Below are 24,508 nucleotides of genomic sequence, written 5' to 3'. Positions count from 1 at the left end.
AGAGAAACCCATGGACGACAGCCTGATCCCGCGCCGCGAGTTGGATTTCCTGCTCTTCGATCTGCTTGAGGTGGAGCGGCTGGCCGAGCGCCCGCGTCACGCCGACCACGGCCGCGACACCATCGCCGCCATGCTCGACACCGCCGAGGCCCTGGCCCGCGACCACTTCGCCCCCCACAACCGCAAGGCCGACGAAGCCGAGCCGCGTCTGGAAAACGGCCGGGTGGTCACCATCCCCGAGGTCGGCGCGGCGCTGCGGCGGTTCTCGGAAGCCGGCTTCATGGCCGCCGTGGGCGACGCCGAATGGGGCGGACTGCAAGTGCCCTACAGCGTCAATCTGGCCATCAACGCCCTGTTCAGCGCCGCCAACATCTCGACCATGACCTACGCCTTCCTCACCCAGGCGGCGGCCAACCTGATCTCGGTGTTCGGCTCGCAAGCGCAGAAGGAAACCTGGCTGCCGCCCCTGCTGGCCGGCGACTTCTTCGGCACCATGGCGCTGACCGAGCCCCAGGCCGGCAGCTCGCTGGCCGACCTGCGCACCCGGGCCGAGCCACAGGAGGATGGCAGCTACCGGCTGTTCGGCGCCAAGATCTTCATCTCCGGCGGCGAGCACGAACTGGCCCGCAACATCGTCCATCTGGTGCTGGCCCGGCTGCCCGACGCGCCGCCCGGGGTCAAGGGCATCAGCCTGTTCCTGGTCCCCAGGTTCCTGCCCGGGCCGGACGGCGCCCCGGGCGAGAAGAACGACATCGCCCTGGCCGGGCTGATCCACAAGATGGGCTATCGCGGCACCACCTCGACCCTGCTCAACTTCGGCGAGGCCGAGGGCGCCACCGGCTGGCTGGTCGGCGAGGCGGGCCAGGGGCTGGCCGCCATGTTCCACATGATGAACGAAAGCCGGGTCATCGTCGGCAACGGGGCCGCCGCCCTGGGCCACGCCGGCTACCGCCAGTCGCTGGCCTACGCCCGCGAGCGCGCCCAGGGCCGCCCGCCCGGGGCCAAGGACCCGGCCACGCCGCAGGTGCCGATCCTGCGCCACGCCGACGTCAAGCGCATGCTGCTGGCCCAGAAGGCCTATGCCGAGGGTGCCCTGGCCCTGACCCTGTACTGCGGCCGGCTGATCGACGACGAGCACACCGCCGACGACGCGCCGGCCCGCGCCGAGGCCCGCCGTCTGCTCGACATCCTGACCCCGATCGCCAAGAGCTGGCCCAGCCAATGGTGTCTGGAGGGCAACAATCTGGCCATCCAGGTGCTGGGCGGCTACGGCTACACCCGCGACTACCCGGTCGAGCAGACCTGGCGCGACAACCGTCTGAACCCCATCCACGAGGGGACCCACGGCATCCAGGCCCAGGACCTGCTGGGCCGCAAGGTGCGCCAGGAGGACGGCGCCGCCTTCGCGCTGCTGTGCGACCGCATCGAGGCGACCATCGCCGCCAGCCGCGACACGCCGCCCCTGGCCAGCCATGCCGGGGCGCTGGAAAACATCCTGGTCCGGGTCCGCGCCACCACCGCCGGGCTGCTCGCGGCCATGGCCGGCGGGCGGGCCGAAACCGCCCTGGGCCACGCCTCGGTCTACCTGGAGGCGCTGGGCCATGTGGTCGTCGCCTGGCTGTGGCTCAAGCAGGCGCGAGTGGCCCAGGCCGGCCTCGACGCCGCTCCCGCCGCCGCCGAGCACGCCTTCCTGACCGGCAAGCTGGCCGCCTGCCACCACTTCTTCGCCTGGGAGCTGCCCCGCGTCGGCCCCTGGCTGGACGGCCTCGCGGTCCTCGACGGGACCTGGGCCAGCCTGCCCGAGGACTGTTTCTGAGCACCCCACCACAGACCAGGGAGAACACCCATGCACCGCCTTCCCGTGGGCGTCGTCGGCGCCGGCATGATGGGCTCGGAAATCGCCCTCACCTTCGCCATGGCCGGCCACCCGACCCTGCTCACCGACGCCAATCCCGAAACCCGCGCCGGGGTCATCGGCAAGCTGGAAACGCTGTTGGAAAAAGCCGTCGGGCGCGGCCTGTTCACGGCCGAGCAACAGGCCACCGCCCTGGCCAACCTGACGGTGGTCGACGACCTTGAGGCCTACGCCGACCGCCAGTTGATCGTCGAGGCGGTGTTCGAGGACGCCGGGGTGAAGCGCGAGACCTTCGCCCGCCTCGACCGCCTCGCCCCGGCCGACTGCCTGTTCGCCTCCAACACCTCGACCCTGCCCATCTCCTCCCTGGCCGCCGCCACCTCGGCCGAGCGGCAAAAGCTCTTTCTTGGCACCCACTTCTTCTCGCCGGTCCACCGCATGCCGCTGGTCGAGGTGATCCCGGCCTTCGAGACGACGCCGGACACCGTGGAGCGCGTGCTCGCCCTGTGCCGGGCCGTCGGCAAGACGCCGATCAAGGTCAAGGACGTGGCCGGCTTTGCCGTCAACCGGGTGCTGCACGCCTTGATGATCGAGGCGGTGCGGCTGGTCGAGGAGGAGGTGTGCACCCCGGAAGAGGTGGACACCGCCTGCCGCCTCGGCCTGGGCCACCCGGTCGGCCCCTTCGAGCTGATGGATCTGGTCGGCAACGGGCTGTGCGAGGACGTCCAGGACATTCTGCACCAGGCCTACGGGCCGCGCTTCATGCCCCGCCCGCTGCTGCGCCAGAAGGTGGCCGCCGGGCACGACGGGCGGCGCGCCGGCAAGGGCTGGCGGGTCGGCTAGAGCACGGTCCGTGCTCTAAATCATTGAATCGAGAGCAGATTCACGCGCCCAATCTGAATCGCTTGGCGATTCAGATTGGGCGCGATCTGCTCTAGGGCCGAGCGCGAATCCCGGGCGATCCGGTTTGGGCGATCCGTTCCGGATCGCCCGGGATTTGCCCTAGTCGAACACCACCGTCTTGCGGCCGTTCAGCATCACCCGACGCTCCAGGTGCAGCTTCACGGCGCGGGCCAGGACGCGGCTTTCGATGTCGCGGCCGCTGGCGATCAGGTCTTGCGGCGACAGGGCGTGCGAGACGCGCTCGGTCTCCTGCTCGATGATCGGCCCCTCGTCCAGATCGGCGGTCACGTAGTGGGCCGTGGCGCCGATCAGCTTCACCCCGCGTTCGTGGGCCTGGTGATAGGGCTTGGCCCCCTTGAAGCTGGGCAGGAACGAGTGGTGGATGTTGATCACCTTGCCGTACAGCCGGTTGGACAGCTTCTCGGACAGAATCTGCATGTAGCGCGCCAGCACCACCAGGTCGGCCCCGCTGTCGCGCACCAGGTCGAGCAGCGCCGCCTCCTGCGCCTCCTTGTTGTCCGAGTTGATCGGCAGGTGGTGGAAGGGAATGCCTTCCAGCTCGGCGGTGCGCCGGTTGGCCTCGTGGTTGGAAACGATGGCCGCCACCTCGGCGTCCAGCCAGCCGACCCGGATCTGGTAGAGCAGATGCAGCATGGCATGGTCGAAGCGCGACACCATGATGATGACGCGCGGCCGGCGGGTGGTGTCGGTCAGCGTGGTCTTCATGCCGAAGCGCTCAACCGGGCTGTCCAGCGCCCGGTCGATGGCCTCGTGGTCCACGCCCTCGGGCACGGTGAAGGCCAGCCGCATGAAGAAGCGGTCCGACTGGCGGTCCCAGAACTGGGCGCTTTCGGCGATGTTGGCCTCGATGGCGGCCAGCTCGGTGGTCACCGACGCCACCAGACCCGGGCGATCCTGGCAACACAGGTTGAGGATGAACAGGTGCTCGGCCATGGGCGGGTCTGGTCCTCGAAACTGGGCCCTCGAAACCGGGCCCTCGAAACTGGGTCCTCAAAAAGAAGGGGCCGCAGCGGGACATAGCCCAATCCGGCCGGCGAGGCAACCGGCCCCGGGTCAGCCCGGATCGACGGGCACGCCCTGGGTGGTCAGGGGCCCGGGCAGCGGGGCCAGCGGTTCGAGCAGCGGCATCACCACCTCGGCCCGCTGCTCCAGGGCGGCCAGCAGCAGCAGGCCGCGCATCGCCGCGAAGGGCAGGCCCTGGCCGTTCCCAAGGTCCTCCAGCAGGCGCTCGAAGGGCGGCTTGGGCTTGGGGTAGAGGCTGACCCTCAGTTCCGCCCCGACTGGCAGGTCGAGCACCTCGCGCAGGGCCTCGAGCGCCGCCGGGTAGCCGCCCAGGGCGTCGATCAGGCCGTTTTCGAGGGCATCGACGCCGCTGAACACGCGGCCCCGGGCGAGGCCGTCCATGGCCGCCTCGTCGACCCCCCGGGCGGCCGCCGCCTTGCCCACGAAATCGGCGTAGATCACATCCAGATGGTGTTCGAAGCGGGCCTGCTCGGCCGGATTGAAGTCGCGGTTGGGGCTCCAGATGCCGGCGTTGGCGCCGATCATCATGCCCTCCCAGGTGACGCCCAGCTTGTCCCACAGCTTTTCCAGCACGAACTTGCCAGCGACCACCCCGATGGAGCCGGTCACCGTGCCCCCCCGGGCCACGATGCGGTCGGCGTTCATGGCGATGAAGTAGCCGCCCGAGCCGGCCACGTCGCCCATCAGGGCGACCACCGGGGTGCCCTCGGCGCGCACCTTGTCGATGGCCCGCCAGACGGTGTCCGAGGCGACGTAGGAGCCGCCCGGACTGTCGACGAACAGCAGGATGGCGTCGATTTCCTCGTCCTCGCCGGCCTTGATGAGGTCGCGGGCCAGCCGGGTGCCGCCGACGCTGGCGTTGCCGCCCAGCGGGCCGGGGGTCTGGCCGTCGCCGCGCACGATGGGGCCGGTGGCGTCGATCAGGGCGACGCGCGGGCGGTGGCCCTCGTCGTCGGCCGGGACCGCCTGCTCGGCGGCCAGCAGGTTCACATAGGCGTCCAGACTCATCCGCTCCTCGCCCAGGCGTTCGTCCACCTCGACCGTCACCTGATCGGCGTAGCCCAGATGATCGACCAGCCCGGCGTCCAGCGCCTCGGCGGCGACCAGCGGGGCGTTGTCGATCAGCCGGCGCACCGTTTCCACCGACAGCCCGCGATCCTCGGCCACGGCGCTCTCGATCTGGGTGAACCAGGACACCATCAGCCGGTTGAGGTTGTCGCGCACCGGCGCCGCCATGTCGGCGCGGGTCAGGCTGTCCATCGCCGACTTGTACTCGTGCCGGGTGCTGAACGAGGGGCGGACGCCGATCTCGGCCAGCGCCTCGCGCAGGAACGGCATTTCCATCGACAGGCCGACCGTGGCCAGGGCGCCGGAGGGTTGCAGCCACAGCTCGCCGAAAGCGCTGGCCAGATAGTAGTCGACGGTGGCGTTGCCCTCGGCCAGGGTCTCGCTGAACAGGATGGCCGGCTTGCCGGCGGCCTGGAAGTCCTTGATGGCGGCCCGCAGTTCCTGCACCTCGGCCATGCCCAGCGGGCTGCTCGACAGGGTGGCGACCAGCCCGACGACGCGCGGATCATCGGCCGCCCGGCGCAGCGCCTCGGCCGTGCCGAGCAGTGGCGGCAGCGGCGCGGTGCGGGTCGAGAACAGGGCGGCCGGCCCCCGCGGCCCTCCCGGCGGCTGGTCCAGGTCCAGGGTCAGCACCGCCGCCTCGGGTGGCTCCGGCCCCTGTTCCTCGGCCATCCGGGTCAGGGTCAGGGTGCCCCACACCCCGGCCCCCACCAGAACCATGAACAGCACGCCGAGGAAGGCGAGAATGCCAAGAACGACCTTGCCGAAGGTGCGCATGGAGGAAGACTCCGTGGAATGGCGGGGGACGGACGGCGGGATGTCGATGTTCCGGGCAGCCTACTGGACCTTGCCCGGACTGGAAACGCCTAACCGCTTGGCGATCCCCCGTCTTCGGTGATGGCGCGCTCAGCCGGCGGCCTTGACCGGCCGGCGCACCCCGGCCGGCAGACGGGTCTTGGCGTTGAGGCGGGCGCTGGCCACCTGGGCCGTGGTCAGCCCCTCGGCCTGGCCGAGGTCGGCGTCGGCGAGGTCGGTCTGCAACAGGTTGGCGCCGGCCAGATCGGCCCCGCCGACCTCGGCCCCGGCGAAGCGCGCCCCGGCCAGATCGGCGCCGCGCAGGTTGGCCTCGCCCAGTTGGGCCATGCGCAGGTCGGCATGGCGCAGCCGGCTGACCCCGAGCTGGGCCCCGGTCAGGTTGGCGGCGGCGAACACCGCGCGCCGCAGGTCGGCGCCGGAAAGATCGGCCCCGGCCAGGGTGGCGTCGCTGAGGTCGGCCTCGCTGAGGTCGGCGTTGGCCAGCCGCGCCCCGGCCAGATCGGCGCCGCCCAGGTCCTGGCCCTTGAGCACCGCCCGGGCACCCCCCCGGCCACCCGAGTCGAGCCACTCGGCATGGGCCGCCAGGATCGGTCCGAGATCGAGCCCGGCCGGGGTCGCCTTGGCCTTGGTCGGGGTTTCGCGCAGCTCGATGCCGACCTCGCGACGTGTCTTCCGGGGCGCCTCGGCCGGGGCGGTCTCGAGGCCGGGTTTCGGCTTGGCCGGGGGGACGCCGCCGGCCGTCTCCAGCCCGACACCGCCCCCCTTGCCGGGGCCGGCCGGCGGCGCGGCCGGGCCCCGGGCGGTGAGCGGTGCCTTGGCGGTGGGCGGTGCCTTGGCGGTGGGCGGCGCCTTGGCGGCTGGCGCCTGGGCCGGCGTCGTTCTGTCGGATGGCTTGGCCGAACCGGGGGCCCTGACCGGCGGCGAAGACGGTCTGGCAGCCGGCGGGGCCAGTCTGGGGACGGATGCCGGAGCCGGCGTGGGAGCCGCTTTGGGAACTGGCCGGGCCGTCGGCGCGACGGCGGGCCGGGCCGCCGCCTGGGGCCTCGGCTCGGGGGATGGCGGCGGGGTGGGCGCCGGCCTGGTTTGCGGCGGCGCGACCGGCGCCGGCTCGGGGACGGGCCGGGCGGGCGGCGGGGCGGGCCGGGCGGGTGGCGGGGCGGACGATGGGTCGGGCGGCGGGGCGGGCGGCGGGACGGGCAATGGGTCGGGCGGTGGGTCGGGCGGTGGGTCGGGCCGGGGCGGCGGCGGATCGAGCCGGGGCGGCGGCGCCCCGGCCGGGTCCTTCTGGCCCCGGGCGGCCAGGATGTAGGGCCGCATGCGCAAGTCTTCCCGGATGATGTGCTCGACCAGCCAATCGCGCAGCATGTGCTCGATCTCGACCATCAACAGGCGGCGGTTGGCCTCGCTCTTGGCGTGGGCGCAGCGCACGAACAGGCTTTCCAGTTGCCCCATCAGGGCGCGGTGGCGGGCCGCGTGGGCGGTCGCCTCGGGGAAGGCGATGCGCCGTTGCAGGGCCTCCTCGCGGGCGAAGTGCTCCTGGGTGTAGTCGTGCAGGTCGCGCAGCAGGGCGAACAGCCGGTCGCTGTCGCCGCCGCTGGCGATCAGGTCCTCGAACTCGTTGACGATGGCGATCAGACGCTTGTGGTCGGCGTCGATGGCCGGATCGCCGACGCTCATCCGCTGGCGCCAGACTATGGGCATGGCCAATATCGGGGCATGGTCAATATCGGGGCATGGTCGATGTGGTATCCGAAAAGACCCGAAGCGCTGCTCAGCGGTCGCGGCGATGATACGCCGCATTGGGGATCATGTCGGTGCCGTGGGCCATCCGGTTGGTGTAGTTGAAGAAGGCCGCCACGTCGATGATGTCGAAGATGTCGGCCTCGGAAAAGCCCTCGTCGCGCAGCCCCTGGCGGTCGGCCTCGGCGACCTCGTGGGGGCTCACCGTCAGCTTCCAGGCGAAATCCAGCATGCGGCGCTGCCGCGCCGGCAACTCGGCCACCCGATAGTTGAAGGCGATCATCTCGCCCAGTTCGGGGTCCTCGGCCAACTGGCGGATGGCCTGGCCATGAGCCACCAGACAGTAGTAGCAGCGGTTGGCCGACGACACGGTGACCGCGATCATCTCGCGCTCCAGCTTGCTCAGGCCGGAGGGCCCCAGCATCAGGGTGTTGTAGTAGGCCGAGAAGGCCTTCAGCTTTTCCGGATGCATGGTGTAGGCGCGCAGCACGTTGGGCACCATGCCCAGCTTTTCCTCGCACTTTTCGAAGAAGGCCCGCATTTCCGGGCCGATGTCCGGGTTCTCGGGCAACTCCAGGCGGATCACATGGTCGGGCTGTGGCACGGGACACCCTCCTCTGGCCAAGCGTGGAACCTCGCCCATTCAGGGTGACCCAGCCCACCGTCCCCGGCAAGCCCCCGGCGACAACCGCCGATCAGGGGGACGGGTCCGGGTTCCGCCAACGCGTCAGGCCACGCCCCGCCACCACCGCCATGACCAGCACGATGACCACCACCAGGAAGGCCGGCAGGCCAAACCGGGGTGCATGGTCAAGCCCCAGCCCACCGATCGCCGGGCCGGCCACGGCGGCGGCCTCGTAGACGATCATGAAGCGGGCGTTGGCGGCCAGCAGGGCGCTGCCCTGATAGCGCTTGCCCATCACCGTCAGACCGATGGTGTAGAGCCCGAAACCGAAGCCGCCGAGCAGGAACAGCACCGGAAACAGCGCCCCCGTCCCCTGCCCCACCGCCCACGGCAGCAGGGCGGCGGGAACCAGGGTGCCGGCCAGGGTGAGCAGCATCATGACATCCGGCGCCAGACGATCGGCGATGCGCCCGAGCGGCAATTGCATCACCAGCGCGCCGGCGGAAAAGGCGGTCAGGCCAACCAGCGCGAGGTCCTCGGGCAGGCCGTTGCGCAGGCTGAACACCGGCATCAGGGTGATGCAGGCGACCTCGATCATGCCGGCGGCGGCGGCGAACAGGAACAGCCCCGGCGCCCCCTTGATGGTGATTGGCGCCGCCCCCTCGGCCGGATGGGCCTCGGCCGGGGTGGGAACGCGGCGCAGGCTCCAGATCATCGGCAGCCAGAGCAGCGGCAGCGCGGCGACGACCAGGAAGGTCTGCGGGCCGACCCCGCCGAGCCCCGCGATGATCACCGGGCCCAGGGTCAGGCCGCCGCTGAAAATCATCGAGTAGGCGCCCATCACCGTGCCCCGGCGATGGTCGGGGGCCAGGCTGTTGAGCCATGACTCGGTGCCCACCCAGATCAGCCCCATGCCCAGGGCCTGCACATAGCGCAGCACGAACCACCACGGCAGGGCGTCGCTCAAGAGATAGCCGAGCAGGGTCAGGGTGGTCAGCAGCGAGGCCCCGATCAACGCCGGCACGGTGCCGAAGCGGGCCAGCAGGCGCGGCGTCAGCACCCCCATGGTGAGAATGCCCAGCGACCCAAAGGTGGAGTTGAGGCCGATCACCGCCCCCGACTCGCCCTTCAACTCCAGGGCCAGGGCGACCAGGGGGAAGACAATGCCGACGAACATGCCGCCGAGGCCCGACAGCAACAGGACCAGGATCAAGGCTCGCCGGCTCACCGGCACCGGCGACGAAGCGGCGGCGGTGGGCCGGGGCAGAGGCGGCTTGGCGGTGGTCATGGGACTGTCCAGGCAGCGATGGGGCTTCCACCTGTACCCGGTTGAGGGAGCCTTCTCAAGGGCTTGGGTGGAACCGCGACGCCCGGGAACGTCCCACGGGCGGGTCCGTGGGTTTGGGAGCCGATATCCCTGGACAGGGGCTTTGCGACCGATTATCATCCGCATATCGAACCTGGCCGGGCTCCCTGCGGGGCCCTTGCCAGGCCCCGTGATCCCCGCTTTAAGGGAGTTTGTCGCGCCATGAGCTACGTCCATCAGGTTCCCGGCCGCCTGCGCCTGCGTGATCGTCGCCTGGCCCATGAGTCCCGCGCCACGCGGTCGCTGTGTCACCAGTTGCGGGCCCTGCCCGGCGTCGATGACGTGGCCCATCGCCCGCGGGCCTCGAGCCTGGTGGTGCTCTACGATCCGACCCGCCTCGATCCCGAGACCCTGTGGACCCACCTGGAAGCCCACGGCCTGGGCGCCGCCCCGGCCCTGCCGGTGCCGATGCCGGCCCCGCGCGCGGCCCGTCCGGCGCCGACCATCGATGCCCGCTTCATGAACAGCAGCGCCACCACCCTGGGGGCGGCGTTCGGGCGCGCCCTGTTCGGGGCGGTGCTGAAGTCCAGCGTCGAGCGCGGCGTCGCCTCGCTGGTCACCGCGGCCATCCGCTAAGAAAACGGCCAACGGCCGCCCCGAAACGCAGCCTGGATTGCCGGAAGGCACCCCGGGCCCGGCGCAACGGGATTGAGGGCGCCTCATCGGCCCCACTTTGCGGGGAGGCGATGGGGCGCCCTTGGTTTTTCAGGTTTCCCTCTGCCCGAGAACCCGAGAAATGGAAGCCCGCGGCTTCCGTGACCCCACAAGACAACGGGGGACGGCCCCCCTCAGAGTCCGCCCCCCGTGCCCCCCGACAGGCGGCATCGCCTCAGGCGCCGACCACCTTGACCAGCGGCTTCGGCCTGTCTTCAGTCACCTTGGATCGGGGCGCCGGCTGGCGCGCCACGGCCTCGCCGCGCCCATACAGGGTGTGGTGCCAATAGGTGGTGCCGAGCAGCCCGACCCCGGCGACCATGTGCCACAACCGCGACGAGGCGGTGTCGCGCCGCCCACCCCGGGCGGCCAGATAGCCGGTCAGGACCAGGGCCCCCATGCTGGCCATCATGGCATTCTTGGCGGCGGTCCGTTCCATGCCACGGCGGCGCGCCTTGCGGGCGGCGGCCTCGGCGGATGACGGCTTTGAGGACAACGGCTTGGCGGTATCGGATTTGCCGGACATGCCCTTATGCCCCAACCACGGCCAGCCGGCGTTCCAGCGGCCGATGCGCGGCGGCGGACCTGATCGCGGCCGGCCCGGACTCGTCGGTCAGGACGCGCCCCTCGGCCAGCAGCTGGCGGCGCCGTGCCATCACCACCGGGTCCTCACCCGCCCCCTTGAGGCGGCGCACCATGGCCGCCGCCGTCTTGAAGCTGACCCCGGTGGACTGCTTGATGCGGGTCGCCAGACCGCGCCGGGCGGTCATCAGATAAAGGTCGATGGCGACCAGCCACCGGTTGGTCGGAATGTTGGAGCGCTCGAGCAGCGTCCCCCGGCGGGCCGAGTACTGGCGCCGGCAACGGGCGCACTTGAAGCGCGCCCCGCCCGACTCGAGGCAGGCCAGGCGGTAGGCCTGCCGGCACGCGCAGTGAGGGCACAGCGGTCGCCCCCGCGACCAACGCAGGTTGAGCAGCACGGCCTCGGCCGACTCCGGATCCAACATGCGGAACTGGGCATCCAGGGGGGACACCCGACCGACCGTGTGGAGGGGAGGCGGGTAGCCGTGGCCGGAGGACTCATCGTGGTGGGCGGATTCGAAACGCATGACGACTCTCCTGGAATGCTCTTGTGGGCTTGGTTGGCGAGCCTGGCGCGGGACCAAGCATCGACTGTTGGACCGGAGGCTAGTGTCATTGCGACGCATTCGCAACGTAAATCTTGCGCCACCCCTTAAATTGATCCCTTGGGTAACCAACTCATCTACCGGGTTTTCAAGGTACTTCTCTTCGCTTGCTGATTGCCGGACCCTTGGTCTAGCCTGATTTGAATGATTACGGCGCCTCGCCAGGACAGACGGCCACCTGCCGCGGCCACTTGGCCATGCCTGCCGACTTTGGCCATGCCTGCTGACTTGGCCATGCCTGCCGAAAGGCCCGCCAGTTTTCTTGCCCCCTGTTCTTGACCACCACGTGAATGACCCCCGTCAGATGACCGTCTCCGATGCTTCCATTGACCTCTTCCTGGCCCTGCGGCCGCATCTGACGCGGGTCCATCAGGTCCCCGGGCGCATCCGCCTGCGCATCGCCCCCGCCGCCAAGGCGGTGGTCCAGCAACACGGCGCGGCGGGGACCGACATCGGCAGCCTGGAACGGCTGTTCGGCCCCGGCTCCTCGGTGCGCCTCAACCGGGCCGCCGGGTCGGTGGTCATCACCTATCCGGCGGAGGCCTTCCCCGCCGCCTTCTGGGAGGACTGCCTGAACGGATCCGAAACGCGGGTCCGGGACTGGCTGGCCGACCGCCTTGCCGCCCTTAAGACCGGAGATTGCGCATCATGAGTCAGGACCCCTCGCACGGCCACGGCACCCCCAGCCTCCCGGTCGGCGCCATGCTTCCCGCCGGCACTCCCGGCATTGCCGACACCCTGGTGCGTGGCGGCGCCGTCGGCGCGCTGATCGGCGCCGCCGCCGTCCTGGCCCGCAACGTGGCCCCGCTGAGGGCCGGCACGGTGAGCCCCGAACAGGCCACCCGCGAGGTCCTGGTCGGGGCCGGCAAGAGCGGCCTGGCCACCGGCCTGGGCGCCGCCGTGGCCGGCGCCATCCGGGGCGGGCCGGTGGTTTCGGCGCTGGCCATGGTGGCCACCGGGGCCGCCGCCCTGTACGCCCTGGAACGCCCGGCGCGCGCCGCCCGCGCCGAGGCGGCCGAGGCCGAGGCTGAAAGCGACGAAACGGCCAAGCCGGCGCCCGGCAAGTCGACCGCGCGCAGCCGCGCCGCCAAGGCCTGATCCCGAACCCCGCCCCCGTTTTCACCTTCAGAACAGGATACCCCGCGACATGACGGCCGAGACCCAGGCCTGCGCCCAGGATGCCCAAGGCCCCGCCGCCGATGCCGGCCCTGGCGCCTCGCCCGGCGCCGGCCCGTTCGGACCGACCGCCCAGCCGCATCACGCCAACCCCGGCCCCCACGCCGCGCCCCATCCGGGCATGGCCTACACCGGCGCCCCGTGGGGCATACCTCACCCCGGCATGCCTTACCCGGGCATGCCTTACCCGGGCATGCCTTACCCGGGCATGCCTTACCCGGGCATGCCGCACCCGGAAATGGCCTTCCAGGGCATGGCCTATCAGGGCATGCCCCATCCCGGCATGGCCCATCCCGGCATGGCCTACACCGGCGCCCCGTGGGGCATGCCCGGCGCCGCCCCCGGAGCCGCCCCCGGAAACTGGGCCGGAAACTGGGCCGGAAACTGGGGCGGACCGCACGGCGGCGCCGCCCCGGGCGCCGCGCCGAACCCCGGCATGGGGGCCCAGCCCGGCAGCGCCTTTTCCTGGACCAGCGGCTGGTTCGACGTGCGCAACGAGGCCTATCTGAAGGGCCTGCTGGTCGGTGCCCTGGGCGCCATGGTGCTGTCCAACCCGGGCGTGCAGACCAAGACCATGCAGTCGCTGGCCAGCCTGTGGGGCATGCTCCAGGGCGGTGTCGAGGAGTTGAAGGAGCGCTTCCAGGACGTCGAGGCCGAACTGCACGCCGCCGCCCGGGGCGCCGCCGAGGCACCCCAGGGCAACGGCGAGGCCGAAACGGAGAACGGCAACGGCTGACCCAGAGCCGCCCGGTCGCTGACATGTTCGAGGTCGTTCACGCCTGTCCGGGCCGCACCCGTTTCCGGGTGCCGGCGCTGGCCGATCCCAGCCTGGACAGGCGCTATGTGGTGGCCTACCTGGAGGCCCTTCCCGGCGTCTCGCGGGCCCGGGTCAACCGTCATGCCCGCTCGCTGGTGGTCGAGCACAGCGGCCCGTCGCAGGCCGGCCCCGCACAGGACAGCCTGTCGCAGGAAGATCTGGAAGACGCCATCCGGGCCGCCCTGTCCGGTCAGGTGCCGCGTCGGCTGAGCGACCGCCGCGACGCCGCCCCGCCCGACCCCCTGCCCCTGCTCGGCGGCGCCCTGGCCACCGTGCTGAGCCTGGCCCTGCCGCGCCCGCTGGCCGTCGCCCTGACCGCCGTGCACATCGCCCCGACCCTGGCCGCCGGGGTGCGCGGCGCCTTCACCCGGGGCTTGAGCGTCGAGGTGCTGGACGCCACGGCGGTCGGGCTGGCCGCCGCCAGCGGCTCGCTGACCACCGCCAACCTGACCCAGATGCTGCTCTCCCTGGCCGAGTATGTGGAAAGCTCGACCCGGCGCGCCTCCGACGACCTTTTGCGCCACCTGATGCGCCCCGACATGGGCGAGGCGACGGTGGAAAGCGCCGATGGCCGCCTGCACACGGTGCCGGTCAGCCAGTTGGCCGAAGGGGCGCGGGTGGTCGTCGGCCCCGGCGAGACGGTGCCGGTGGACGGCCGCGCCGTCGATGGTCTGGCCACCGTCAACCAGGCCACGGTGACCGGCGAAAGCCTGCCCATCCCGCGCGAGCCCGGCGACCCCGTCCTGGCCGGCTCGGTGGTCGTCGAGGGCCGGCTGGTGGTGGCCGCCGAGAAGGTCGGGCCGGCGACCACCACGGCCCGCATCGCCCGCTTCCTGGAAGAAGCCATCGAGAACGACCAGGGCCGCCTGTCCAAGGCTGCCCAGTTGGCCGACAAGCGGGTCACCATCACCCTGGTCCTGGGCCTGCTGGTCTACGCCCTGACCCGCGATCTCAAGCGCCTTGAATCGATCTTCCTGGTCGATTTCTCGTGTGCCACCAAGCTCGGCACCTCGGTCGCCATCAAGTCGGCGATGTCGCGCGCCGCCGCCGACGGCGCCCTGGTCAAGGGCGGCCTGGCCCTGGAGGCGCTGGCCGAGGCCGATACCGTGGTCTTCGACAAGACCGGCACCCTGACCCACAACGCCCTGGAAGTGATCGAGATCAGTTGCCTCGGCCCGTACTGCCTGGACGAGGAATCGCTGCTCGCCCTGGTCGCCTCGGTGGCCGAGCACAGCCGCCACCCGGTCTCCAAGGCGGTGGTCGAGCTGGCCCGCAAGCGCCGTCTGGCCCACCTCGACCACGAGGAAGTGGCCTTCTTCGTCGGCCATGGGCTGGCCACCACGGTCGACGGGCGCGACATCCGCATCGGCAGCCGCCACTACCTGGAGGAACACGAGGGCATCGACTTCTCGGCCTCCGAGGAACGCCTGGCGGAGCTGTCCAGCCAGGGCGGCTCGCTGCTTTTCATCGGCTCGGGCGGCGTGCCGCACGGGGTGATCGTGCTGAAGGACCGCATGCGTGCGGAGGCGCCCCAGGTGATCGAGGACCTGCGGGCCGCCGGCATCGAGCATCTGGTGATGATCACCGGCGACCACGGCCCGACCGCCGAGGCCCTGGGCAGGCACCTCGGCCTGGACGCCGTGCACACCCGTGTTGCGCCAGAGGACAAGGCCCGCATCCTGGCCGACCTGAAGGCCGAGGGGCGGCGGGTCGCCTTTGTCGGCGACGGGGTCAACGACGCCCCGGCGCTGATGGAGGCCGACATCGGCATCACCCTGCCGCGCGGCGCCGACATCGCGCGGGCCACCGCCGACGTCGTGCTGACCGCCGACCGGCTGGACGCCATCCCGGCCATCCGCACCCTGGCCCAACGGACGCTGGCCCGCATCGACACCAACTTCAAGCTGGCCGCCGGCATCAACGGGCTGGTCATGCTGGGCGCCGCCCTCGGCCGCCTGCCGCCGGCCCCGGCCGCCCTGCTGCACAACGGCACCACGGTCGGCGTCCTGCTCTCGGCCCTGGCCATCGGCCGGCGCTCCACCGACCGCTGACGGTCCCCCGCCTCAGCGGGCCAGCGCCCCGGGACCGGCGGCGGCCTCGACCAGCGCCCGATAGCGCGGCGTGGCCTTGAAGCGGCCGAGGGCCGCGTTGAAGCGGTCGACGAAGTCGCGCGTCACCGTGGCCGGCGAGAAGAACACGTAGTAGTGGGTCGGCGCGATGTGGCGGGGCCCGGCGATCACCAGTCGCCCGTCCAGGCCCAGTTGGTGGATCAGGTGGCGGCCGTGCATCAGGTCGGCGACCACGTAATCGACCCGCCCGCCGTCCAGCTTGCGCAGGTTCTGGGTCAGGTCGTCGGCCCGCTGCAGGTTGGGATGGGTTTCAAGAAAGGCGTCGAAGGCCGCCCCGTAGCTGTAACCCCGCACCACGCCCAGATGGCCGCGCCGCAGGTCGTCCCAGGTGGTGAAGGGGAAGCGGGCGGCGTCGGCGCGGCGCACCACCACCACCCAGAACGAGCGGACCAGGGCCTCGGTCGGATAGAGGAACCTTTGGGCCCGCTCGGCGGTGCGGATGCCCGAGAACAGGCCGTCGATCCGGCCGCGCTCCAGCAGGTGCAGCCCGCGCGCCCAGGGGTAGGTCTTGATGCCGGCCACCGGCACCGCCATGTCGGCCAGCACGGCGCGGATGATCTGGCTCGACAGGCCGACCACCTCGCCGTCTTCCGTCTCGTCCTCGTAGGGCGGCCAGATGTCGGTGCCCAGCCGCAACCCGATGGGCGGGAACCCGCCCGCCGACTCGGCCGCCGCCGGCGCCAGCCCGGCCAGCAGGACAAGCACCGTCAGCAAGGTCACCGTCAGCAAGCTCACCGGCGGCAAGATCACCGCCACGCGGCGGCCGGATCGCTGAAAAGCCGGGAAGGAAAAGGCCATCGGCGGGTCCTTGCGGAAACATACAGGGCAACAAGCCCCCTGCGGGGAGGGCCGGGCGGCCTTCCGACGACGGCATGCAGCGGATATCCCGGGTTCCCTTTTGGTGTTTTCTTGTGGCCCGCGGCGGGGCGTCCTGGCCCGGCCACGGGACCTTTCCTTAATTGGAAAACATGATCGGGAAAGCGGCCCCGCGACGTCAAGCGCGTCGTTATCATGACGCGCACGGTTATTCCTGCGCGCCACCAACCCCGCCCACCAGCCTCACCCACCAGCTTCACAGGGTCGGGTCGAGGTCGATGCGCACGCTCTCCAGACCGGCGTCGCGGGCCAGGTTCACCGCGTGGGCGGTCAGCAGGCCGCCGGGCTTTTTGTCGTTGATCAGGATGCGCTCGCCCACCGGCAGGCCGAACAGCGCCTGATCGACCCGAAGGCCGAGGTCCGCGAACAGGGCCAGGGTGGGGGCGCGCCAGGACTCCTCGCGGGCCGACAGCAGGATCACCATGTCGTCGGCACCAAGGCCGGCCCAGAATTCCCGCACCCCGGGCAACAGGCGCTCGTCGGCCCGCAGGTGGCCGTTGTGGGCCAGACAGACCCCGTCCACGTCGATCAGCCAGGTCTTGGGCAGCCGGCTCAGGGTCAGGGTGGTCGCCGCGTCAGCCATCGCCGCGCGCCCCCTCCAGCCACCACAATCCCAGATAGAACGCCCCCAGCACCGAGTCGAGGTCGTCGCGCACGTAGCCCGACAGGGACAGCCAGATCAGCGCGTGCAGCAGGTCGAGCTGGCGCTGGCCGTCCGTCCCGAAGCGCTCGGTGAACATCGGCTTGAGGTCGGCCCAGCCGTTGCTCGCCAGATCGATCTCGACGCCCTCGGGGGCCACCTTCAGGGTGAACCGGCGGCGGTTGAACATGTCGTAGTCGCCGACCACCGAATAATACAGCTTGGCCCAGTCGTAGCGCGGATCGCCGAACAGCCGGACCTGCCCGAACGAGCCCCGGGGGTCGATCAGCCAGGCCTTGTCCTCGCCATCGATCAGCATGTTGGAGAAGGTGGGGTCGCCGTGGATGACCCGGAACGCCGCGCAGTCGGCGAGCAGCGGCGCCGCCAGCTCGGCCATCCGCCCCTCGCGCCCGGGGGCGAAGGGATTGGCGCACAGGCGGCCGTTGATGCGCACCTCGGGCACCTCGAGGTGGGGGATCAGGCCGCCCACCTGGCGCACCCGGTCGAGGGTTTTCACCACGTAGACGTCGGTCAGCGCGTCGCGGTCGGCGGCCCCGCCCTCCAGGCCGTGCAGGCGCTCGAAGGTGGCGAAGACATCGCCCAGGATGGCGGCCCGGCGGGCCCGGGGCAACTCGCCCAGCTCGAAGGCGTGGCGGCCGTCGATGCGCTGAAGCCTCAACGGGCGCCGGCCGAGCACCCGGGGGGCGCGATCGAAGCCGAGCACCCGCACGCTGTCGTACCAGCCGATCTCGTCGTCGATCAGCCGGGCGTGCGAGGCGGCGCGGGGACGCTTCACCACCTCCGTCTCGCCCAGCGTCACCTCGTTGAAGAAGCGGCTCCAGGTGGCCGAGTGCAGGGCCTCTTCCAGGGCCGGCAGGACGCCGATCTCCTGGACCTCGTCCAGGAAGGTCTCGCCCAGCGCCCAGCCCTGCCCGGACAGCCAGCGCACGAACTCGCCGCGCGCCGGCACCCCGGCCAGCCAGGACTTGTCGGGGAAGGCGAAAAAGCCGGCCACGCCGCGCCGCTCGGAGCTTTCCTCGACCAGCCCGCCGTCCGCGCCCATCGACCAGCGGCAGGGAAAGCTGCGCGACAGGCCGACCACCGGGGCCGTCCCCACCGTCCCCCGGGGCGCCGCGTGGACCAGCAGGTCGGACCACACCAGGGCCAGCGGGGCGCCGTCGGGCACCTGATCCAGGGCGGCGGCGACGCCGGCCGCGGTGCCCTTGTCGGTGGTCCGCACCAGGGTCACCTCGACTCCCGGCGGATTGGCGGCGAGGTACGATTGCAGGCGCTCGAACAGATAGTCGCCGATGACCGTGAAGCGGGCCCCCGGAAAGGCCGCGAACAGATGATAGAGGATGGGCCGCCCACCGACCGAAATCAGGCACTTGGGCTTGTTCCAGGTGTGGTGCTGCATGCGCGTGCCGGGGCCGCCGGCCTGCACCACCACGTGGCCGATATCCTTGATCTCCATCCTCTCCCCCTACTTCACGGCGCGCAGCAGATCGCGCGCCACCGCCACCCCGGCCAGCCGGCCGGCCGCATCGACCACCGGGGCCCAGGCCACCCCGGCCCCGGCCAGCGCCTGCTCGGCCGCCGGCAGCGGGTCGGCGCTGCGCAGAACCACCGGTGCCGGGGTGGCCAGGGCGCCGGGATCGCGGGTCTCGCCGCCGGCCAGGGCGTCGTCCAGCGCCGCCCGGGTGAGCAGGCCGACCAGCCGCCCGCCCTCGGTGACGCAGAGCGCCCCCAGGTCGCTGCCCGCCATCAGCCGCCCGGCATCGATCAGCGAGCGGTTGGCTTCCAGGCGCGGCAGGCCGTCGCCGCGCCGCATGACGCCCTCCACGGTCAGCCCGAGCACGGCGCCCAGGCGGCCGCCGGGGTGGTTTTCCAGGAATTCCTCGGGCGAGGTGCCGCGTTCGCCCATCAGGGCGGCGGCCAACCCCTCGCCGACCACCTGGGCCAGGGTGGTCGAGGCGGTGGGCACGATGCCCAGGGGATCGGCCTCGGCCGGCACCGCCACCGGCAGCACCACCCGGGCGGCGGCGGCCAGCGGGCTGTCGGGCCGCCCGGTCAGGGCGATCACCGGGCAGTCGCGCTTGTGGAGCACCGGCAGGGTGGCCAGCACCTCGCGCGTTGCCCCGGAATAGGAGATCAGCACCGCCGCCCGGCCGGGCAGCAGCATCCCGCAGTCGCCGTGCAGGGCTTCGCCGGCGTTGACGAACAGGGCCGGCAGGCCGACGCTGGCGAAGGTCGCCGCCAGCTTGCCGCAGACATGCCCCGACTTGCCGATGCCGACGAACAGCACCGGCGGCGGCGCGGCGCGCAGCACGTCGAGCGCCGCCTCGACCGCCGGAGCATGGGCCGGATCGTCGGCAAAGGCCTCAAGCGCCCGCACCTGGGCCTTGATCGACCGGCCCACCCGCTCGGCCCCGGCCCCCATCACGGGGCTCCAGTTGGGGACGCATCGGTTGGGGACGCATCGGTTGATGGCGCCCCATTGGGCCCGGCCAGCAGGGCGTCGAGCACCGGCGCCCAGTCGCCATCGATCACCGCCACGTGCTGCTCGCAGCCCGGGCGCAGGCCCATCGCCGCGAGGTCGTAGGCGGTGCGCGGGTTCCACGACTGGCCCCAGCCGTCGGCGAAACGCGGGTAGAGGACCGACAGCCGGGCCCGGGTGGTGGACAGGATATCGGTCAACCCGGAACGCGACGAGATCACCCAGCCGCAATGATCGGCCACCGGCAGCGCCTCGCCGAGCGGGAACTCGATCGGCCGCGCCCCCTCGACGGTGACCGGGAAGCGCGGATCGACGTTCAGGACCACCTCCCAGCCGGCCGCCTTGAGGCGCGCCGTGAGCGTGTTCCAGAAGCCCAGCGGCAGGGTGGCGGTGGAGTAGGCATGGGGCGCCAGCAGCACGGTGCGGCCGCGCGGCAGGCCCCACCCTTCCAGCCGGGCCCGCGCCGCCTGACGCTGGTCGGCCGGCACCACCGGCGGCGCCGGCATGGCGTCGAACGGCAGGTCCATCATGAAGCGGTGCAGGTCGAGCAGGTGCACCCCCTCGCGGGTCAGCCAGTGGCACAGGCGGCCGTCGCCGTAGTGGAAGGGGTGGGCGATGATCGGCTGGCCGGGCTCGAAGCGGGAGAAGCGGAACAGCGCCTCCAGGTCCACCGCCTCGAAGGCCACGATGCGGTCGATCAGCGGCTCGAACAGGCGGGCCACCTCGATCTGGCTTTTCTTCACCGCCACCGCCAGCCGCCCCGGCGCGCCGCGCCGCGCCATCTGGTCCTTGAAGGCCATGGCCAGGCCGCAGGTCATGTAGGTGTCGCCGATGCCGTAGGCGCAGACGAACAGCCACTCGTCGGGCCGCGCCCCGGCCCGGCGCTGGAAATCGCGATAGGTGTCGTACTGCTGGTCGACCGGATAGGCGGGCATGGCGGAATCCTGGCGGCGGGGTCCTTTAAGGGTGCCCGATGGCCCATAAGGAACGGTTAATCGCCCGCCCGACCTTCACCCCGGGCATTGACCACCGGTGTCGCCGGGCGCACTCTTTCCCCTCGCCCCAACCCGGGAGGCTCCCATGCCCATCGATCTTGCCGGCGTCGTCGGCCCCGATTATCTGCTGACCGCCCTGGTGGTCGTTCTGGTACCCGGCGCCGGGGTGCTCTACACCCTGGCCAACGGCCTGTTCGCGGGGGCCCGCGGTGGTCTGGCGGCGGCCCTTGGCTGCACCATTGGCATCGTGCCCCATCTGGCCGCCGCCCTGCTTGGTCTGGCCGCCCTGCTGCACGCCAGCGCGGTGGCCTTCCAGGTGGTGAAGATGGTCGGCGTGGCCTACCTGATCTATCTGGCGGTCACCATGTGGCGCCATCCCAACGCCCTCAAGGTCAACGACGACGGCCAGGGCCGCGCCTCGTGGACCCGGGTGGCGACGCGCGGGGTGCTGGTGAACATCCTCAATCCCAAGCTGTCGCTGTTCTTCCTCGCCTTCCTGCCCCAGTTCGTGCCCCCGGACAGCCCCCACACGCTGGCCCAGATGAGCCTGCTCGGCGGCGTCTTCATGCTGATGACGCTGGTCGTCTTCGCCGGCTACGGACTGGCCGCCAACGCGGTGCGCCACTACGTGCTGGCCTCGGAACGGCTGACCAAGTGGATTCAACGGGCCTTCGCGGCCGCCTTCGCCGCCGCCGCGACGCGCCTCGCGCTCGACAGTCACTGAGGCGGCGTCGGGCGAACGCAAAGGGGCGCCGCCCCTTTGAACCCCGCTGGGGAGGCCGGGAGGCCTCCCCAGACCCCACCATGAATCAAAACCCCACCAAGGGGGGCAAGCCCCCCTTGGTGGGGTTTTAAGTCACGGCGGGGGTCCGGGGGGGCCCCTGGTCCCCCCGGCGGGGGTCAAGGGGGCAGCGCCCCCTTGGGTTTGCCCGACGCGGCCTCAGTTGACCTTCGGGTCGAGGTCGCCGGCCTCGTAGCGCTTGAACATCTCTTCCAGGTTGATCGCCTTGATCTTGCTGGCGTTGCCGGCGGTGCCGAAAGCCTCGTAGCGGTCCTTGCAGATACCCTTCATGGCGGTCCGCGTCGCGGCCAGGAACTTGCGCGGATCGAACTCCTTGGGCTTGTCGTGCAGGAACTTGCGCACCGCGCCGGTGGAGGCCATGCGCAGGTCGGTGTCGATGTTCACCTTGCGCACGCCGTGCTTGATGCCCTCGACGATCTCCTCGACCGGCACCCCGTAGGTGGCGCCCATGTCGCCGCCGAACTCGTTGATGATCTTCAGCCACTCCTGCGGCACCGAGGAGGACCCATGCATCACCAGATGGGTGTTGGGGATGCGGGCGTGGATTTCCTTGATGCGGCCGATGGCCAGGATGTCGCCGGTCGGCGGACGGGTGAACTTGTAGGCCCCGTGGCTGGTCCCGATGGCGATGGCCAGGGCATCGACATGGGTCTTCTTGACGAAGTCGGCAGCCTCGTCGGGGTCGGTCAGAAGCTGGCTGTGGTCCAGCGTGCCCTCGGCGCCGACACCATCTTCCTCGCCGGCCTGACCGGTCTCCAGCGAGCCCAGGCAACCCAGTTCGCCCTCCACCGAGACACCGCAGGCATGAGCCATCTCGACCACCCGGCGGGTGACCTCGACGTTGTACTCATAGTCGGTCGGGGTCTTGCCATCGGTGCCCAGCGAACCGTCCATCATCACCGAGCTGAAGCCGAGCTGGATGGAGCGCTGGCAGACCGCCGGGCTGGTCCCGTGGTCCTGGTGCATGGTGACGGGGATTTCCGGGTACATCTCCACCGCCGCCTCGATGAGGTGGCGCAGGAAGGGGGCGCCGGCGTACTTGCGGGCCCCGGCCGAGGCCTGGAGGATGACCGGGCTGTCGGTCTCCCGGGCGGCTTCCATGATCGCCTGGACCTGCTCCAGGTTGTTCACGTTGAAGGCCGGGATGCCGTAGCCGTGCTCGGCGGCGTGGTCGAGCAACTGACGCATCGAGACGAGAGCCATGGGTGCGGGTCCTTGCAGTCCGTGGTGACAGAAAAACTTGCGCGACCGGAGGCCAAGGGGCGCTTTCCACCGCCCCCGGCGCCCCGGTGCGCGTGAAGGATCAGAGACGCTCGCGGGCCGCCGCGACCACCGCCTCGGCGGTGATCCCGAAGTGCTCGTACAGCGCCGGGGCGGGCGCCGAGGCGCCGAAGCCGGTCATGCCGACGATGCCGCCGCGCGAGCCGACGTACTTCTCCCAGCCGAAGGTGCTCATGGCCTCGACCGCGACCCGCGGGCCGGAGCCCAGCACCTGACGCCGGTAGGCCTCGGGCTGGGCGTCGAACAGCTCCCAGCAGGGCATCGAGACGACGGCCGCCGCGACACCCTCGGCGCCCAACATATCGCGGGCCTTGAGGGCGATTTCAACCTCCGAGCCGGTGGCCAGCAGGGTCACCTGACGCGGCCCCTCGGCCTCGGCCAGCACATAGGCCCCCTTGGCCGACAGGTTTTCGTCGGTATGTTCGGCGCGCAGACAGGGCAGACCCTGGCGCGACAGGGCCAGCACGCTGGGCCGGTCCGAGGCTTCCAGGGCGGCGGCCCAGCACTCGGCGGTCTCGATGATGTCGGCCGGGCGCATGGTCAACACGCCGGGCATGGCGCGCAGCGAGGCCAGATGCTCGATCGGCTGGTGGGTCGGGCCGTCCTCGCCCAGGCCGATGGAATCGTGGGTCATCACGAAAACCACCCGCTTGCCCATCAGCGCCGCCATGCGGATGGCCGGACGGCAGTAGTCGGAGAAGACCAGGAAGGTGCCGCCGTAGGGGATGAAGCCGCCGTGCAGGGCCATGCCGTTCATGGCGCTGCCCATGCCGTGCTCGCGCACCCCCCAGTGGATGTAGCGCCCCGAGGCGTCCTGCGGGGTGACCGGCTGGGTGGCCTTGGTGATGGTCAGGTTGGAGTGGGTCAGGTCGGCCGAGCCGCCGACCAGCTCCGGCACCGCCTCGGTCAGCACGCCGAGGACCATCTCGCTGGCCTTGCGGGTGGCCACCTTGGTCGCCGCCGCGCTGTGCTCCTGCTTGAAGGCGTTGAGCTTGTCCAGCCAGCCGGCGGGCAGGCGGCCGTCCTCGGTGCGCTCGAACTCCTGCCGGGTCTCGGCCGGCAGGGCGCCGAAGCGGCTTTCCCACTGGCGGCGCGCGTCGGCGCCCCGCTCGATGGCCTGACGCCAGGTGGCGAGCACCGCCTCGGGCACCTCGAAGGGGGCATGGGGCCAGCCCAGCTTTTCGCGCGCCCCGGCCAACTCCTCGTCGCCCAGCGGGGCGCCGTGGGTCTTTTCACTGCCGGCCAGGGTGGGGGCGCCGAAGCCGATCACCGTCTTGCAGGCGATCAGGGTCGGGCGGTCGCTCTTCCGCGCCGTCTCGATGGCCGCGGCGATGGCCTCGGGATCGTGGCCGTCGATCTCCAGGGTGTTCCAGCGGCTGGCCCGGAAGCGGGCCAACTGATCGCAACTGATGGTCTTGTCGGTGGTGCCGTCGATGCAGATGCCGTTGTCGTCCCAGAACACGATCAGCTTGCTCAGGCGATGGTGCCCGGCCAGCGAGATGGCCTCCTGGCTGACCCCCTCCATCAGACAGCCGTCGCCGGCGATGACGTAGGTGAAGTGATCGACCACCGACTTGCCGTAGCGGGCGGCGCGCATCTTCTCGGCCAGGGCCATGCCCACCGCGTTGGCCAGCCCCTGGCCGAGCGGCCCGGTGGTGGTCTCGGCGGCCATCACGTGGCCGTACTCCGGATGGCCGGCGGTGCGCGCCCCGAGCTGGCGGAAGTTCTTGATCTGCTCGATGTCGATGTCCTCGAAGCCGGTCAGGTAGGCGAGGCTGTAGAGCAGCATGGAGCCGTGACCGGCCGACAGCACGAAGCGGTCACGATCCGGCCAGCGCGGGCTGCGCGGGTCGAACTTCAGGTAGCGGTTGAACAGCACGGTGGCCACGTCGGCCATGCCCATGGGCATGCCGGGGTGGCCGGACTTGGCCTTCTGCACCGCGTCGGCGGAGAGGAAGCGGATGGCATTGGCCAGATCGGCGTGGGCGACGGTCATCGGGCGATCCCTTTGGTTCCAAGGACGGTGGGGCGCGGCGG

At 71.2% G+C, this 24,508-nt stretch carries 22 protein-coding genes; 8 read left to right on the top strand and 14 right to left on the bottom strand.

The window, feature by feature from the left end; all coding sequences use genetic code 11:
* The first annotated feature begins 10 nt into the window (after positions 1-10).
* Together BLR95_RS02005 and BLR95_RS02000 are read left to right on the top strand one after the other, a co-directional pair.
* On the top strand, positions 11-1,816 hold the full coding sequence (locus tag BLR95_RS02005) for an acyl-CoA dehydrogenase family protein (protein ID WP_092614576.1): 1,806 nt from the start codon (positions 11-13) through the stop codon (positions 1,814-1,816).
* Positions 1,817-1,846: 30 nt separating this feature from the next.
* Positions 1,847-2,698 carry a 3-hydroxyacyl-CoA dehydrogenase family protein gene (locus BLR95_RS02000; protein ID WP_092614573.1) on the top strand — a complete coding sequence of 284 codons (852 nt, stop codon included), beginning with the start codon at positions 1,847-1,849 and terminating at the stop codon, positions 2,696-2,698.
* A 159-nt stretch (positions 2,699-2,857) separates the two neighbouring features.
* Here the strand turns inward: BLR95_RS02000 and purU are convergent, their stop codons facing one another.
* The 5 genes from purU to BLR95_RS15670 form a co-directional block, all read right to left on the bottom strand.
* Positions 2,858-3,712 (bottom strand): formyltetrahydrofolate deformylase, encoded by an 855-nt coding sequence (purU, locus tag BLR95_RS01995; protein WP_092614570.1) that lies wholly within the window; start codon positions 3,710-3,712, stop codon positions 2,858-2,860.
* 120 nt (positions 3,713-3,832) lie between these two features.
* Positions 3,833-5,647, bottom strand: coding sequence for a S49 family peptidase (locus tag BLR95_RS01990; RefSeq protein ID WP_092614567.1), 1,815 nt, complete (start codon positions 5,645-5,647; stop codon positions 3,833-3,835).
* Positions 5,648-5,776: 129 nt separating this feature from the next.
* Positions 5,777-7,387: a bacteriohemerythrin gene (locus tag BLR95_RS01985; protein WP_176787527.1), complete on the bottom strand. Its 1,611-nt coding sequence runs from the start codon at positions 7,385-7,387 to the stop codon at positions 5,777-5,779.
* Between the two features lie 70 nt (positions 7,388-7,457).
* Entirely contained in the window at positions 7,458-8,030 is a 573-nt protein-coding gene (locus BLR95_RS01980) for a peroxidase-related enzyme (RefSeq protein WP_092614561.1), read from the bottom strand.
* Between the two features lie 91 nt (positions 8,031-8,121).
* Positions 8,122-9,339, bottom strand: coding sequence for an MFS transporter (locus BLR95_RS15670; protein WP_176787525.1), 1,218 nt, complete (start codon positions 9,337-9,339; stop codon positions 8,122-8,124).
* Positions 9,340-9,402: 63 nt separating this feature from the next.
* On the opposite strand from BLR95_RS15670, the gene BLR95_RS15665 reads away from it, so the two are divergent.
* The gene (locus BLR95_RS15665; protein ID WP_281241281.1) at positions 9,403-9,993 is read left to right on the top strand and encodes an HMA2 domain-containing protein; all 591 of its coding nucleotides are present in this window, start codon (positions 9,403-9,405) and stop codon (positions 9,991-9,993) included.
* Between the two features lie 253 nt (positions 9,994-10,246).
* Here BLR95_RS15665 and BLR95_RS01970 read toward each other — a convergent pair whose 3' ends face one another.
* Both BLR95_RS01970 and BLR95_RS01965 read right to left on the bottom strand, forming a co-directional pair.
* Complete coding sequence (locus BLR95_RS01970) at positions 10,247-10,597, bottom strand: hypothetical protein (RefSeq protein WP_092614555.1); 351 nt, start codon at positions 10,595-10,597, stop codon at positions 10,247-10,249.
* Positions 10,598-10,601: 4 nt separating this feature from the next.
* Positions 10,602-11,180 (bottom strand): transposase, encoded by a 579-nt coding sequence (locus tag BLR95_RS01965; RefSeq protein ID WP_176787521.1) that lies wholly within the window; start codon positions 11,178-11,180, stop codon positions 10,602-10,604.
* Positions 11,181-11,562: 382 nt separating this feature from the next.
* On the opposite strand from BLR95_RS01965, the gene BLR95_RS01960 reads away from it, so the two are divergent.
* From BLR95_RS01960 to BLR95_RS01945, 4 genes are read left to right on the top strand one after another with little or no spacing between them, the layout of a single operon-like run.
* Positions 11,563-11,910 carry a hypothetical protein gene (locus BLR95_RS01960; protein WP_092614549.1) on the top strand — a complete coding sequence of 116 codons (348 nt, stop codon included), beginning with the start codon at positions 11,563-11,565 and terminating at the stop codon, positions 11,908-11,910.
* Positions 11,907-12,356 carry a magnetosome protein MamC family protein gene (locus BLR95_RS01955; RefSeq protein ID WP_092614546.1) on the top strand — a complete coding sequence of 150 codons (450 nt, stop codon included), beginning with the start codon at positions 11,907-11,909 and terminating at the stop codon, positions 12,354-12,356. The genes BLR95_RS01960 and BLR95_RS01955 overlap by 4 nt, the downstream gene beginning before the upstream one ends.
* A 49-nt stretch (positions 12,357-12,405) precedes the next feature.
* Positions 12,406-13,170, top strand: a complete 765-nt coding sequence (locus BLR95_RS01950) for a hypothetical protein (protein WP_092614543.1) — start codon at positions 12,406-12,408, stop codon at positions 13,168-13,170.
* 23 nt (positions 13,171-13,193) lie between these two features.
* Entirely contained in the window at positions 13,194-15,302 is a 2,109-nt protein-coding gene (locus BLR95_RS01945) for a heavy metal translocating P-type ATPase (protein ID WP_092614540.1), read from the top strand.
* Between the two features lie 12 nt (positions 15,303-15,314).
* Here BLR95_RS01945 and BLR95_RS01940 read toward each other — a convergent pair whose 3' ends face one another.
* The 5 genes from BLR95_RS01940 to BLR95_RS01920 form a co-directional block, all read right to left on the bottom strand.
* Complete coding sequence (locus BLR95_RS01940) at positions 15,315-16,136, bottom strand: substrate-binding periplasmic protein (protein WP_176787519.1); 822 nt, start codon at positions 16,134-16,136, stop codon at positions 15,315-15,317.
* A 316-nt stretch (positions 16,137-16,452) separates the two neighbouring features.
* Positions 16,453-16,839, bottom strand: a complete 387-nt coding sequence (locus tag BLR95_RS01935) for a hypothetical protein (protein ID WP_092614516.1) — start codon at positions 16,837-16,839, stop codon at positions 16,453-16,455.
* On the bottom strand, positions 16,832-18,370 hold the full coding sequence (locus BLR95_RS01930; RefSeq protein ID WP_092614513.1) for an NTP transferase domain-containing protein: 1,539 nt from the start codon (positions 18,368-18,370) through the stop codon (positions 16,832-16,834). The genes BLR95_RS01935 and BLR95_RS01930 overlap by 8 nt, the downstream gene beginning before the upstream one ends.
* A gap of 9 nt (positions 18,371-18,379) precedes the next feature.
* Complete coding sequence (locus tag BLR95_RS01925; RefSeq protein WP_092614510.1) at positions 18,380-19,336, bottom strand: SIS domain-containing protein; 957 nt, start codon at positions 19,334-19,336, stop codon at positions 18,380-18,382.
* Positions 19,336-20,328, bottom strand: a complete 993-nt coding sequence (locus BLR95_RS01920; RefSeq protein ID WP_092614507.1) for a hypothetical protein — start codon at positions 20,326-20,328, stop codon at positions 19,336-19,338. The genes BLR95_RS01925 and BLR95_RS01920 overlap by 1 nt, the downstream gene beginning before the upstream one ends.
* A 145-nt stretch (positions 20,329-20,473) precedes the next feature.
* Here BLR95_RS01920 and BLR95_RS01915 point away from each other — a divergent pair, with 145 nt between their 5' ends.
* Complete coding sequence (locus tag BLR95_RS01915) at positions 20,474-21,112, top strand: LysE family translocator (protein WP_092614504.1); 639 nt, start codon at positions 20,474-20,476, stop codon at positions 21,110-21,112.
* A gap of 216 nt (positions 21,113-21,328) precedes the next feature.
* Here BLR95_RS01915 and fba read toward each other — a convergent pair whose 3' ends face one another.
* Both fba and tkt read right to left on the bottom strand, forming a co-directional pair.
* Complete coding sequence (gene fba, locus BLR95_RS01910) at positions 21,329-22,393, bottom strand: class II fructose-bisphosphate aldolase (RefSeq protein ID WP_092614501.1); 1,065 nt, start codon at positions 22,391-22,393, stop codon at positions 21,329-21,331.
* 100 nt (positions 22,394-22,493) lie between these two features.
* A complete protein-coding gene (gene tkt / locus BLR95_RS01905; RefSeq protein WP_092614498.1) occupies positions 22,494-24,467 on the bottom strand; it encodes a transketolase in 1,974 nt (657 codons plus the stop codon).
* Between the last annotated feature and the right edge of the window lie 41 nt (positions 24,468-24,508).

Source organism: Roseospirillum parvum (assembly GCF_900100455.1).
GTDB lineage: Bacteria > Pseudomonadota > Alphaproteobacteria > Rhodospirillales > Rhodospirillaceae > Roseospirillum > Roseospirillum parvum.
This window is presented reverse-complemented; position numbering and strand designations above follow the sequence as displayed.